The 12,149-nt window shown below is 59.9% G+C and carries 10 protein-coding genes; 2 read left to right on the top strand and 8 right to left on the bottom strand.

What is annotated here, in order from left to right; translation table 11 throughout:
- Positions 1 to 101: 101 nt before the first annotated feature.
- The 8 genes from QRN20_RS10500 to QRN20_RS10465 form a co-directional block, all read right to left on the bottom strand.
- Positions 102 to 785: an SDR family oxidoreductase gene (locus QRN20_RS10500; RefSeq protein WP_029243538.1), complete on the bottom strand. Its 684-nt coding sequence runs from the start codon at positions 783 to 785 to the stop codon at positions 102 to 104.
- A gap of 205 nt (positions 786 to 990) precedes the next feature.
- Positions 991 to 1,917 (bottom strand): ABC transporter permease, encoded by a 927-nt coding sequence (locus QRN20_RS10495; protein ID WP_122605538.1) that lies wholly within the window; start codon positions 1,915 to 1,917, stop codon positions 991 to 993.
- The gene (locus QRN20_RS10490) at positions 1,917 to 3,017 is read right to left on the bottom strand and encodes an ABC transporter permease (protein ID WP_122605540.1); all 1,101 of its coding nucleotides are present in this window, start codon (positions 3,015 to 3,017) and stop codon (positions 1,917 to 1,919) included. The genes QRN20_RS10495 and QRN20_RS10490 overlap by 1 nt, the downstream gene beginning before the upstream one ends.
- Positions 3,018 to 3,028: 11 nt before the next feature.
- Positions 3,029 to 4,582, bottom strand: a complete 1,554-nt coding sequence (locus QRN20_RS10485) for an ABC transporter ATP-binding protein (protein WP_502942122.1) — start codon at positions 4,580 to 4,582, stop codon at positions 3,029 to 3,031.
- Between the two features lie 522 nt (positions 4,583 to 5,104).
- Entirely contained in the window at positions 5,105 to 5,698 is a 594-nt protein-coding gene (locus tag QRN20_RS10480; RefSeq protein ID WP_029243542.1) for an IMPACT family protein, read from the bottom strand.
- A 32-nt stretch (positions 5,699 to 5,730) separates the two neighbouring features.
- Entirely contained in the window at positions 5,731 to 6,393 is a 663-nt protein-coding gene (locus QRN20_RS10475; RefSeq protein WP_285360329.1) for a TetR/AcrR family transcriptional regulator, read from the bottom strand.
- Positions 6,394 to 6,477: 84 nt separating this feature from the next.
- Positions 6,478 to 7,875 (bottom strand): uracil-xanthine permease family protein, encoded by a 1,398-nt coding sequence (locus QRN20_RS10470; RefSeq protein ID WP_122433894.1) that lies wholly within the window; start codon positions 7,873 to 7,875, stop codon positions 6,478 to 6,480.
- 196 nt (positions 7,876 to 8,071) lie between these two features.
- Positions 8,072 to 8,992: a LysR family transcriptional regulator gene (locus QRN20_RS10465; RefSeq protein WP_054540893.1), complete on the bottom strand. Its 921-nt coding sequence runs from the start codon at positions 8,990 to 8,992 to the stop codon at positions 8,072 to 8,074.
- A 112-nt stretch (positions 8,993 to 9,104) separates the two neighbouring features.
- Between QRN20_RS10465 and aptA the strand changes: the two genes are divergently transcribed.
- On the top strand, positions 9,105 to 10,451 hold the full coding sequence (gene aptA / locus QRN20_RS10460) for an omega-aminotransferase AptA (RefSeq protein ID WP_029243546.1): 1,347 nt from the start codon (positions 9,105 to 9,107) through the stop codon (positions 10,449 to 10,451).
- 83 nt (positions 10,452 to 10,534) lie between these two features.
- Positions 10,535 to 12,028 (top strand): CoA-acylating methylmalonate-semialdehyde dehydrogenase, encoded by a 1,494-nt coding sequence (locus QRN20_RS10455; protein WP_122433893.1) that lies wholly within the window; start codon positions 10,535 to 10,537, stop codon positions 12,026 to 12,028.
- The last annotated feature ends 121 nt before the right edge of the window (positions 12,029 to 12,149 follow it).

Genomic DNA, 12,149 nt, shown 5'->3' with positions numbered 1-12,149 from the left:
CGGAGCGATGGGCACGATCAGTGTGGCGTCGGACAATTGATCGTTACTCACGCTCTGCGTGGAAATACCGCCCAGGATGCTCCGCGCCCGCTCTTGATCACTTACCAGGCAATCGTCTCGCCCTTATAGTTGATGAAGTGATGCCCGCCCTTGCCCGCATAGGCATTGAGCTGTTCCACCAGCCCGGTGGTGCTGGTCTGCACGTCAATGGCGGCATTTTCGCCACCCATGTCAGTCTTGACCCAGCCCGGATGCAGCGACAACACGGTCGGACGTGGCTCGGGCAGTTGCACCACAAAGCTGTTGGTCATCGAATTAAGCGCGGCCTTGCTGGCTTTATAAAGCGTCATGGTCTCGCCTTCAGGGCAGGCCACACTGCCCAGCACCGAACTCATGAACGCCAGTACGCCAGTTTCAGGACGAATATGGTCAACGAAACGTTCCGCCAGCCGGATCGGCGCAATGGCATTGGTCAGAAACAGCTGACCCAGTTCGGCGGCCGTCGCCTGAGCCGCGCTCTGGTGTTTAGGCCCCATGATCCCGGCATTGACGAACAGCACATCGAACACTTCCCCCTTCAGCTTCTGGACCAGCACTTCCAGCGAAGCGGTGTCATCAATGTCCACTGCTTCAATGCGTACGCCTTCGATGGCTTTCAGATTGTCGGCATTCTGCGGATCACGCACCGTTGCCGTGACCTTCCAGCCCTGTTCAGTCAGGCGTTGAACCAGCCCAAGCCCCAGGCCACGCGAAGCACCGATGATCAGCGCGGTTTTGGTCGTCATGAAAAAACTCCTTGGCAGATTGAAAAGAGGATTCGGAAAGCCGTTTCGGTTTCGGCAACGCGGTCGCCGACTTCGTTCAGACTGAAAGCCAACCGTTGAGCGACGAATTGCTCATCCCATGGGCAGTGATCAAGCTTGGCTCATGGTTGTGCGTAAGCCAAGCCTGAACGTTGCGGCCCTGCCTGCCGAATCATCTCTTCTTCTATCAATGCCCCGCCCGCCAAGGCTGCCCCAGCGAAACCGGCGCATACAACCGGGTGCGCAATGCATCGCGCGACAGCAGCACCAGAACGATGATGGTGGCGAGGTAGGGCAGCATGGCCAGCAGATTGGACGGGATTGCCAGGCCGATGCCTTGAGCGACCAAATGCAGGATGCTGGCCAGGCCGAACAGGTAGGCGCCCAGCAGCAGACGCCAGACGCGCCAGCTGGCGAAGACCACCAGCGCCAGGGCGATCCAGCCACGTCCGGCGCTCATGTTTTCGGCCCACATCGGCGTGTAGGCAAGCGACAGATAGGCACCTGCAAGCCCGGCCATGGCGCCACCGAACAGCACGGCGAGGGTGCGAACCCGCAACACGGGCAGGCCCATCGCACTGGCTGCATCGGGGTTTTCGCCGACCGCCTGAATGATCAGTCCGATACGACTCTTCAGCAGCGCCCAGGCGACCAGCGCAAACAGGGCGAAGGACAGGTAGACCAGCAGGTCCTGAGCGAACAGCATGCGGCCGATCAGCGGGATGTCGCTCAGAAAGGGAATCGCAACCGGCTCGAAACCGCTGAGCGGCTTGCCGACCCATGTCGCGCCGACAAAGCTCGACAGTCCGACGCCGAAGATGGTCAGCGCGAGACCCGTGGCCACCTGGTTGGCGTTGAACACCAGCGCAACCAGCGCGAACAGTGCCGACAGCAGCATGCCTGCGAGCATCGCCAGCAGCACGCCCAGCCACAGGTTGCCGGTGCTCAGGGCGATGATGAAGCCGATCACCGCGCCAAACAGCATCATGCCTTCCTGACCGAGGTTGATCACGCCGCTCTTTTCACAGATCAGCTCACCCAGCGCGACCAGCAGCAGTGGAGTGCCGCAACGCACCATGGCGTAGAAAATATTGCTCAGCAGATCGATATCCATCACGCGGCTCCTACAGCAGGTGTCATCTGACGCTTGGCCCAGCGCATCTTCAGGCGTGGGCGGTAAAGAATCAGTACGTCGCAGGCCAGCAGGAAGAACAGCATCATTCCCTGAAACAACTGGGTGATAGCGGGCGGCAGGTTCAGGGTCATCTGCGCGCTTTCGCCACCCAGATACAGGAGGGCGATCAACAGGCTGGAGAACAGAATGCCGATCGGATTGAGGCGCCCCAGAAATGCCACGGTAATCGCCGCGTAGCCATAACCCGGAGACACCTGCGGCACCAGTTGCCCGATGGGACCGGTGACTTCCGAAACACCTGCGAGCCCGGCCAGTGCGCCGCTGATCAACAAGGCCAGCCACACCAGACGCTTCTCACGAAAGCCGACGAACCCGGCAGCGCGTTTGTCCAGGCCCAGCACCTTGATCTGGAAACCGACGAAGCTGCGCTGCAGCAAGACCCACACCGCCACCAACGCAAACAGTGCGAAATACACGCCGACGTGCGCGCGGCCGTCTTCCATCAATAGCGGCAGGCGGCTGGCATCGCCGAAGGTCGCCGATTCCGGGAAGTTCATGCCTGCGGGATCCTTGAGCGGCCCGTGCACGAAATACAGCAGCAGGTTCAAGGCGATGTAGTTGAGCATGATGCTGGTGAGGATTTCATTGGCATTGAAATGCGTGCGCAACCAGGCCGTTACGCCTGCCCAGGCTGCACCGGCCAGCGTGCCCGCCATCAGGACCATCACCAGCGCCCAGCGGCTTTCCAGCTCGATGATGTTGACCGCGACAGCGCTGCCCGCCAGAGCGCCCAGCAGCAGTTGGCCTTCAGCGCCGATGTTCCAGATGCGCGCCTGATAGGCAACCGCCAGCCCCAGTGCACAAAGCAGAATCGGCAGCGTCTTGACCATCAGTTCCGACAGGCCGTACAGGTCACTGACCGGTGCGATCAACAAGGTGTGCAAGGTTACCCACGGATCAAGCCCCAAGGCGATGAACAGCAGCGACCCGCAGACCAGCGTCAGCACGGCGGCCAGCAGGGGAGAGCACCACAGCATGGCGCGCGATTGCTGGCCGCGCGGTTCCAGAGAAAGCAGCATGTTTTGCTCCGTTAACCCGGCAATTGCGCCTGGGTATGAGAATGATCGAACTGACCTGCCATCCAGCCGCCAATCTGCACGGTGCTGGTCTGTCCGGTCGGGATCAGTTGGGAAAGTTGTCCACCGCTCAGCGCGGCGAGGCGGTCGCTGATCTGGAACAGCTCGTCCAGATCTTCGGAGATCACCAGAATCGCTGCGCCGGCATCGCGCAAGGCAATGAGTGCGCGATGGATGGCAGCCGCCGCGCCGACGTCCACGCCCCAGGTCGGGTGCGCAGCGACCAGCAGTTTGGGGTTCTGCATGATTTCGCGCCCCAGAATGAATTTTTGCAGGTTGCCGCCCGAGAGGCTGCGCGCGGCGGTCTGGGTGTCCGGCGTCTTTACTGCAAAGCGGCGGATGATCTCGTCGGCCAATGCCCGAACCTTGCCGCGCTGAATCAGGCCTTTGCTGACCAGACCTTGCTGAAATGCTGTGAGCAGCGCGTTATCCGCCAGGCTCAGTTCCGGCACCGCGCCGTGACCCAGACGTTCGGCGGGCACAAAGGCCAGACCGCGCTTGCGTCTGGCATCGGGCCGCAAGTGACCTATCGGGGCGTCAGCGAAACGCAGCGTGGCGGCCTGGGCACTAGGCAATAACTGCTCACCGCTGAGCAGCGCCAACAACTCGTCCTGTCCATTGCCCGCCACGCCTGCGATGCCGACGATCTCGCCGCTGCGCACCTCCAGACTGAGGTCTTTCAAGGAGCAGCCAAATGGATCGGGGTTGTGCCACGACAGTCGCTCGACCCGCAGAAACGGTGCTGCACCGCTGACTTTTTCATACTGCGCCGTCAGGCCTTCTGCATCGCCGACCATCAGACGCGCCAGTTCCAGATCCGAGCACTCTGCCGGGATGCAATGCCCGGATACTTTGCCGTTTCGCAACACCGTGGCGCTGTGACAAAGGGCCCGGACCTCGCCCAGCTTGTGGCTGATGAACAGGATGCTGCAGCCTTCAGAGGCCAGATGCCGCAAGGTCACGAACAGCTCTTCGGCTTCCAGCGGCGTAAGCACCGAGGTGGGTTCATCGAGAATCAACAGGCGGATGTCCTGCATCAGGCAGCGAATGATTTCCACCTTTTGCCGCTCGCCAATCGACAGACTGTGCACCAGTCGCTGTGGCTCCAGCGCCATGCCGTAGCGCTGCGAGACTTCGCGGATACGGGGTTCCAGTTGTTTCGGTGTACCGGCTGCCGCACCCATGGCCAGCGCGATGTTCTGCGCCACACTCAAGGTTTCGAACAGCGAAAAATGCTGGAACACCATGCCGATGCCCAGGCTTCTGGCCTGTGCCGGGTTGCGCATGATCTGCGGCTGACCTTGCCAGATGATGGTGCCGGAATCCGGTTGCGTCACACCGTAAATGATCTTCATCAGCGTGCTTTTGCCCGCGCCGTTCTCGCCCAGCAACGCGTGGATTTCTCCGGGCTGGATGGTCAGGTCGACAGCGTCGTTTGCCAGACAGCCGGGGTACTGTTTGGTGATGTGGCGTAACTGAAGACGCGCAGGTGTCGCGTGGTTTGGCATGTCAGGCTCTGAGGCAGGAGTGGGTCGCCCGTGGATAAAGCAAAATCCTGGCCAGGGGGTCAGCTTTTGTCGGGCGGCCCTGAATAAGGCCTGTGACGAGACTGTTTGGAGGTTCCCGCAGACAGTCGCGGTCTTTCAGCACCAGTTCGGGGCGTGCATATCGGCGGCGAGGGCCAAATTGGCTCACTGTGTTTGATCAAAAAACGTACAGATGTCAGCGAGCGCGAGCTGCCAAGCCGCTGCGACACCCTTGCACCTGTTATCCACAGGTTGCTCCACAGTTCTTGTGTGAAACGCGTCGAACCGGGCATAACGCCGAAGCGCTTGGATTCCGAAGGAGCTAAGCGCGTTTAAATCGCTGTTTTATCAACGGTTTCACACGTATCAGGGTGTATTGTTCAAAAAATGATCAATCGCCTGCATCGCTTGCCCGACAAGGCTTGCAGCGGTATGTGCTCAGCTTATCCACAGTCGGATGCACAGTAGATGTGGGCAACTGTGCACATCGTGATGAACGCTTGATTACAGCGTGGATGCCGGATGCAGGACGATTCTGCCCCGACTCAGGTCAGCCAGTTGCCGCTGGAAGTTCTCCACATGCTCAGGGCCGATGGCAACCGACATTTCCACGCCATTGGCGGTGAAGTTTTCGGCTTCAACCAGGCCGCTCGATTCAGCCAGACGAACCTTGACCAGCGCCAGTTCGCTGAAGCTGCACTCAAGGTTGAAAGACAGACGGTTGACCAGCTCCACACGTGCTGCCTGCTGCAGGCACTTGTTGGCGCCGCCACCGTAGGCACGGGCCAGACCGCCGGTTCCCAGCTGGATGCCGCCGTACCAGCGAATGACCAGCACCACGACCTGATCGAAACCCTGCGCCTCGATTGCCGCAAGAATCGGGCGGCCTGCGGTGCCGCCCGGCTCGCCATCGTCATTGCTGCGGTATTGATCACCCAGTTTCCAGGCCCAGCAGTTGTGAGTGGCGTTCAGGTCACTGTGCTGGTCGATGAACGCCTGCGCGTCGGTCGGGCTGCTGATGGGGGCGGCGAGGGTGATGAAGCGGCTCTTGCGGATTTCTTCACGAAACTCGCAAGGGCCAGCAAGGGTAAAAGGCATGCGTGCATCCGGCTGGCGACAAGGTGCGAATTCTACAAGGCTGGCGGCTTTAGCCCACAACCTTTGACGATGATCCTGATCAGGTTTTCGCTGGCCTCGTCCATGTCCTGTTTGGTCAGGCGGGTACGCCCGGTGACGCGGCATATCTGGGACGCGAAGTCGGCGTAGTGCTGAGTGCTGCCCCACAGCAGGAAGATCAGATGCACCGGGTCGACCGGGTCCATCTTGCCGGCGTCGATCCAGGCCTGGAAAACCGCTGCCCGGCCCTGGAACCACAAGCGGTAATCCTGGCTGAAATATTCGCTCATGCATTCGCCGCCGCTGATGATTTCCATCGCAAAGATGCGCGACGCCTGAGGCTGGCGGCGCGAAAACTCCATCTTGGCGCGGATGTACCGTGCCAGCGCTTCTGCGGGATCGTCTTCAACGCTGAGGGTATTGAAGGTGCTGTCCCACAGTTCGATGATGTTGCTCAACACTGCAATGTACAGCCCCAGCTTGTTGGTGAAGTAGTAGTGCAGGTTGGCTTTGGGCAGCCCGGCCTTCCGCGCGATGGTGTTCATGCTGGTGCCCTTGAAACCGTGACGTGCAAACTCGTCTTCGGCGGCCTTGATGATCGCCTCTTCATTTTTCTGACGAATGCGGCTGGCGGGCTTGGCAACGTGGGCGTTGTGCGCAGGGACTTGGAGGGTCATGGGCGATTCCGGGCAGGTCAAGGGACGCAACGGACGAACAGATAACGCACCTGCGGCCATCCCGCAAGCACAGGCACTGGAAAATTATCGTTGAGGCTCAAAGGGTTCGGCTTCCTGGCAGGTTGCCTGCACGTCGGCGCAGGCTTTGCTTTCAGGGATCAACAGGCACATCAGAATGGCCGTGATGCCTCCGCTGGTGATGGCCGAGTCGAAGAGGTTCTGCACGAGCTTGGGCATCTGGTGGAGCAGCGCGGGCTGTGAGGCGATGCCCAGGCCTACTCCGAATGAGGTCGCAATGATCAGCATGCTGCGTCGATCCAGTGGCGACTGAGCCAGAATCCGGACGCCTGCCGCCGCGACGCTGCCGAACATCACCAGCGTTGCGCCGCCCAGTACCGGTTTGGGAATCTGCTGAACGATGGCGCCGATGTGCGGAAACAGTCCAAGGATGAACAGCACGGCACCGATGTACAGACCGACGTAACGGCTGGCAACGCCGGTCAACTGGATAACACCGTTGTTCTGGGCAAAGGTGGTGTTGGGGAATGCGCTGAACGTGGCGGCGAGCATGCAGCTCACGCCATCACCGAGCACGCCGCCCTTGAGTCTGGCCACGTAGCTCGGTCCGCTGATGGGTTGCCTGGCCAGCATGCAGTTGGCGGTCAGGTCGCCGACGGTTTCGATGCTGCTGATCAGATAAATCAGCGCGACGGGCAGGAAAGCGCTCCAGTCAAAACTGAAACCGAAGCGAAAGGGCACCGGAATGCTGATCAGCGGCAGGTCATGAATCGGTTGCGGGACAAGCTTGCCGCTGAACCACGCCGCCAGACTGCCGACGGCCAGGCCGATGATGATCCCCGATAGACGAACCCACGGCGTGTTGGAACGGTTCAGCGCGATGATCACCACCAGCACGAAGACGCCGAGTGCCAGATTCAGCGGCGAACCGAAGTCGGGCGCATTGAAGCCGCCGCCCAGATCGGTCACACCGACCTTGATGAGGCTGACACCGATCAAGGTGATCACAATACCGGTCACCAGCGGTGTGATGACGCGGCGTAATTGGCCGATGCAGCGGCTCAGCACGATCTGCACCAGCGCGCCGAAAAAGCACACGCCGAAGATCATCGCCATGATGTCTTCCGGGCTGCCACCACGCTGCTTGACCAGAAAGCCTGCCGACAGCACCGCGCCGAGAAAGGCGAAGCTGGTGCCTTGCAGGCAGATCATCCCGGCACCGATGCCGAACGGGCGGCGCGCCTGAATGAAAGTGCCCACGCCGGACACCATCAACGCCATGCTGATCAGGTAGGGCAGGTAGGCGCTCAAACCCAGTGCGGAGCCGATAATCAGTGGCGGGGTGATGATGCCGACGAAGCTGGCAAGTACGTGTTGCAATGCGGCAAGAGTAGCCGTCAGTGGCTTGGGGCGGTCGTCGAGGCCGTAGATCAGGTCACTGTTGTCGGATGTTTCGGGCTGCATGACAGGCTCTCGGACGTTGGGGCAGAGGGAGGCGCCATGAGCTGGCGTTTCGTTATCCGGATCCAATGCAAAAAGCTGTCCACCTGCTCAGGTTATTGTCACGGGATGTGTGATACCGCCTGTGGTATCAAGGGTCTGCCGTGATTAGGGGTTATTTCTGTAGGCGCGCGTTCTGCTGCTGTCATGATGAAGTGTTTCATCGGGTAGCAGCCAATCCTTCCATGAAGCTTTCCAGCACCAAATGAGGGCGCCTTCCTTTGCGCGTCACCGTCACCAGGCTCAGGTCGTAAAACCGGGAGTCCGGTTTCAAGGCACGCAGCCTGCCTTCCTTTACCCAGGCGCTGGCGTAATGGTCCGGCAGATAACCGATGTAGCGCCCGGTCAGGATCAGAAACGCCATGCCCTCACGATCCGACGCGCTGGCGGTGCATTTGAGTGCCTGATAATGGGCCTGAATCTCGGCGGGCAGTCTGAACGTCGGTGCGATGGCGTCCTGTTCGGCAAGGTGCTCGCTGCCGAGCAGAGCATCGGCCGCACGGAACAGCGGATGGCCGACAGCGCAATACAGCAGCGAGCGCTCGCTATACAGCGGCTGGTAATCGAGACCTGGCAGTGCGCTGACCTGAGGCACCACACCGACATGCAGCTTGCCTTCGAGTACCCCCTGTTCTACTTCGGCCGGGGCGCTCATGCGGATGTTGATGTGCACATCCGGGCCGCGTTCCTTGAGCTGCGAAATGGCATGGGTGATGCGCATGTGGGGCATGGTGACCAGATTGTCGGTCAGCCCGATATTCAGCTCGCCGCGCAGATGCTGATGCAGACCGTTGACCTCGGTTCGAAAGCTTTCCAGCGCGCTGAGCAACTGCAATGCCGACTGATAAACCTCTTTACCTTCATCGGTCACCGAGAATCCCGCTCGTCCACGCTGGCAGAGACGCAAACCCAAGCGTTGCTCCAGATCGCTCATCTGCTGACTGATTGCAGAACGACCGATGCCGAGCGCACTTTCCGCGGCCGAGAAGCCACCAGCCTCGACTACGCTTTTAAACAGGCGCAAGAGACGGATATCAAAGTCGCTGACTTGTGCCAGAGGATCGGTGCGACGGGTGCTCATTGTTTAGTCTCTACCAAACTAAAGATCGTGAAAGTCAGATTTTCCAGACTTTGGCTCCATGGCACCTTAACTGAAATAACTGCTTGCTCAAGCACACACGAGGTTCGTTTCAATGAATATGCTCGAGTCGTCCGATCTTTCTGTCGCCAGTCAGCTGAAGCTTGATGCCCACTGGATGCCCTACACGGCCAATCGCAACTTCCAGCGCGACCCGCGCCTGATCGTTGCAGCGCAAGGCAGTTACCTGACGGACGACAAGGGCCGCAAGATTTACGATGCGCTTTCCGGGCTATGGACCTGCGGAGCTGGGCATACCCGCAAGGAAATCCAGGAGGCCGTCTACAAGCAACTGGGCGTGCTGGATTATTCACCGGGCTTTCAGTTTGGCCATCCGTTATCGTTTCAGCTCGCGGAAAAAATCACCGAGCTGACGCCGGGCAATCTCAATCACGTCTTCTATACCAACTCCGGCTCCGAGTGCGCGGACACTGCCGTGAAGATGGTGCGTGCCTACTGGCGTCTCAAGGGTCAGGCCACCAAGACCAAGATGATCGGGCGGGCACGTGGTTATCACGGCGTGAACGTGGCAGGCACCAGCCTGGGTGGCGTGAACGGCAACCGCAAAATGTTCGGCCAGTTGATGGATGTCGATCATCTGCCGCATACGCTGCTGGCCAGTAACGCGTACTCCAAGGGCATGCCGGAAGCAGGCGGTATCGCATTGGCTGACGAGATGCTCAAGCTGATCGAATTGCATGACGCGTCGAACATTGCAGCGGTGATTGTCGAGCCGATGGCGGGTTCGGCAGGTGTGATCGTGCCGCCGCAGGGTTATCTCAAGCGTCTGCGTGAAATCTGCGATCAGCACAACATCCTGCTGATCTTCGATGAAGTCATCACGGGCTTCGGCCGCACCGGCTCGATGTTCGGTGCCGAAAGCTTCGGCGTCACACCTGACCTGATGTGCATCGCCAAGCAGATCACCAACGGTGCTATCCCGATGGGCGCCGTGATTGCCAGCAGTGAGATCTATCAGACGTTCATGAACCAGTCGACGCCGGAATACGCGGTCGAATTCCCGCATGGTTACACCTACTCGGCGCACCCGGTGGCCTGTGCTGCCGGTCTGGCTGCGCTTGAGTTGTTGCAGCGCGAAAATCTGGTGCAGCAGGCTGCGCAAATGGCCCCCCATTTCGAGAGCGCATTGCATGGCGTCAAAGGCAGCAAGAACGTCGTGGATATTCGCAACTATGGGCTGGCCGGAGCTATCCAGCTCGCACCGCGCGACGGTGATGCCATCGTGCGGCCGTTCGAGGCCGGGATGAAGTTGTGGAAAGCGGGCTTCTATGTGCGCTTTGGCGGCGACACCCTGCAGTTCGGGCCGACCTTCAACAGCAAGGCTGAGGACCTGGATCGGCTGTTCGACGCAGTGGGCGAAACGCTGAACCTCATCGACTGATCATCCTCGCTGACACCCTTCTTATATAAGCAGCGGGCGCGGAGTGATTCGCGCCTGCCGGAAACCCTTTTGGAGTTTTTTTCATGAGCAGCATTCAACACCTGATCCACGGTGAGTTCGTTTCCGATGACGGACGTACGGCCGATGTGTTCAATCCGTCTACCGGACAGGCCATTCACAAGGTGGCGCTCGCCAGTCGCGAAACGGTTCAGCGGGCGATCGATTCAGCCAAGGCAGCCTTTCCGGCATGGCGTAACACGCCGCCTGCAAAACGCGCTCAAGTGATGTTTCGTTTCAAGCAATTGCTGGAGCAGAACGAAGGCCGCATCGCTCAACTGATCAGCGAAGAGCACGGGAAGACCTTGGAAGACGCAGCGGGGGAGTTGAAGCGCGGCATCGAGAACGTCGAATACGCCTGCGCTGCGCCGGAAGTCCTCAAGGGTGAATACAGCCGCAATGTGGGGCCGAATATCGATGCATGGTCTGACTTCCAGCCGCTGGGTATCGTTGCGGGCATCACGCCCTTCAACTTCCCGGCGATGGTGCCTTTGTGGATGTACCCGCTGGCGATCGTCTGTGGCAACTGCTTCATCCTCAAGCCGTCCGAGCGCGATCCCAGTTCCACGTTGCTGATTGCCGAACTGCTGCACGAGGCAGGGCTGCCTAAAGGCGTGCTCAACGTGGTGCATGGCGACAAGGTGGCGGTGGACGCGCTGATCGAGGCGCCGGAAGTCAAGGCGCTGAGTTTTGTCGGCTCCACGCCTATCGCCGAATACATCTATAAGGAAGGCGCAGCACGAGGCAAGCGAGTCCAGGCATTGGGCGGCGCGAAGAATCATGCGGTGCTGATGCCGGATGCGGACCTGGACAACGCGGTCAGTGCCTTGATGGGCGCCGCTTATGGTTCGTGCGGCGAGCGCTGCATGGCGATCTCGGTTGCCGTCTGTGTGGGTGATCAGATCGCCGATGCGCTGGTGGCGAAACTGGTTCCGCAGATTCAGAGCCTGAAGATTGGTGCGGGGACGACCTGTGGCCTGGACATGGGGCCGTTGGTGACGGGGCAGCATCGTGACAAGGTCAGCGGCTATATAGAAGGCGGCGTGCAGTCGGGGGCGACGCTGGTGGTTGATGGTCGTGGTCTTGAGGTTAGCGGTCATGAGCAAGGTTTCTTCATGGGCGGGTGCCTGTTCGATAACGTCACGCCGCAGATGCGTATCTATAAGGAAGAGATCTTCGGGCCGGTGCTGTGCATCGTGCGTGTCGACAGCCTGGAAGCGGCCATGCAACTGATCAACGATCACGAGTACGGCAACGGTACCTGCATCTTCACTCGCGACGGGGAGGCGGCGCGTCTGTTCTGCGACGAGATTGAAGTAGGCATGGTGGGGGTCAATGTGCCTTTGCCTGTGCCTGTTGCTTATCACAGCTTTGGTGGCTGGAAGCGTTCGCTGTTTGGCGATCTGCATGCCTACGGGCCGGATGGGGTGCGTTTCTATACCCGTCGCAAGGCAATTACGCAGCGCTGGCCGCAGCGGGCGAGCCATGAGGCGTCGCAGTTTGCGTTTCCCAGCCTGTAAGTCATGGAGACCTGTATTGATCTGACCCCGTGTTTATTGGGGGCAGTGAAATAGATCTCAGGTTTTTGAAAATAACGGTTGACGCGCTCGTTGAGGTGTCTATAATTCGCCCCACTTCCGG

Origin of the sequence: Pseudomonas sp. fls2-241-TYG-175, assembly GCF_030209155.1 — a bacterium.
GTDB classification, from domain to species: Bacteria; Pseudomonadota; Gammaproteobacteria; order Pseudomonadales; family Pseudomonadaceae; genus Aquipseudomonas; species Aquipseudomonas viridiflava.
The sequence above is the reverse complement of the archived record's forward strand: the minus strand, read 5'-3'. Positions and strand labels throughout refer to the sequence as shown.

What these genes read in the sequence shown, in the direction of transcription:
- QRN20_RS10470 (WP_122433894.1), bottom strand. Translation starts at nt 7,875, where the DNA reads ATGCAGCCCGAAACATCCGACAACAGTGACCTGATCTACGGCCTCGAC.
- QRN20_RS10495 (WP_122605538.1), bottom strand. Translation starts at nt 1,917, where the DNA reads ATGGATATCGATCTGCTGAGCAATATTTTCTACGCCATGGTGCGTTGC.
- QRN20_RS10485 (WP_502942122.1), bottom strand. Translation starts at nt 4,582, where the DNA reads ATGCCAAACCACGCGACACCTGCGCGTCTTCAGTTACGCCACATCACC.
- aptA (WP_029243546.1), top strand. Translation starts at nt 9,105, where the DNA reads ATGAATATGCTCGAGTCGTCCGATCTTTCTGTCGCCAGTCAGCTGAAG.
- QRN20_RS10480 (WP_029243542.1), bottom strand. Translation starts at nt 5,698, where the DNA reads ATGCCTTTTACCCTTGCTGGCCCTTGCGAGTTTCGTGAAGAAATCCGC.
- QRN20_RS10455 (WP_122433893.1), top strand. Translation starts at nt 10,535, where the DNA reads ATGAGCAGCATTCAACACCTGATCCACGGTGAGTTCGTTTCCGATGAC.
- QRN20_RS10465 (WP_054540893.1), bottom strand. Translation starts at nt 8,992, where the DNA reads ATGAGCACCCGTCGCACCGATCCTCTGGCACAAGTCAGCGACTTTGAT.
- QRN20_RS10475 (WP_285360329.1), bottom strand. Translation starts at nt 6,393, where the DNA reads ATGACCCTCCAAGTCCCTGCGCACAACGCCCACGTTGCCAAGCCCGCC.
- QRN20_RS10490 (WP_122605540.1), bottom strand. Translation starts at nt 3,017, where the DNA reads ATGCTGCTTTCTCTGGAACCGCGCGGCCAGCAATCGCGCGCCATGCTG.
- QRN20_RS10500 (WP_029243538.1), bottom strand. Translation starts at nt 785, where the DNA reads ATGACGACCAAAACCGCGCTGATCATCGGTGCTTCGCGTGGCCTGGGG.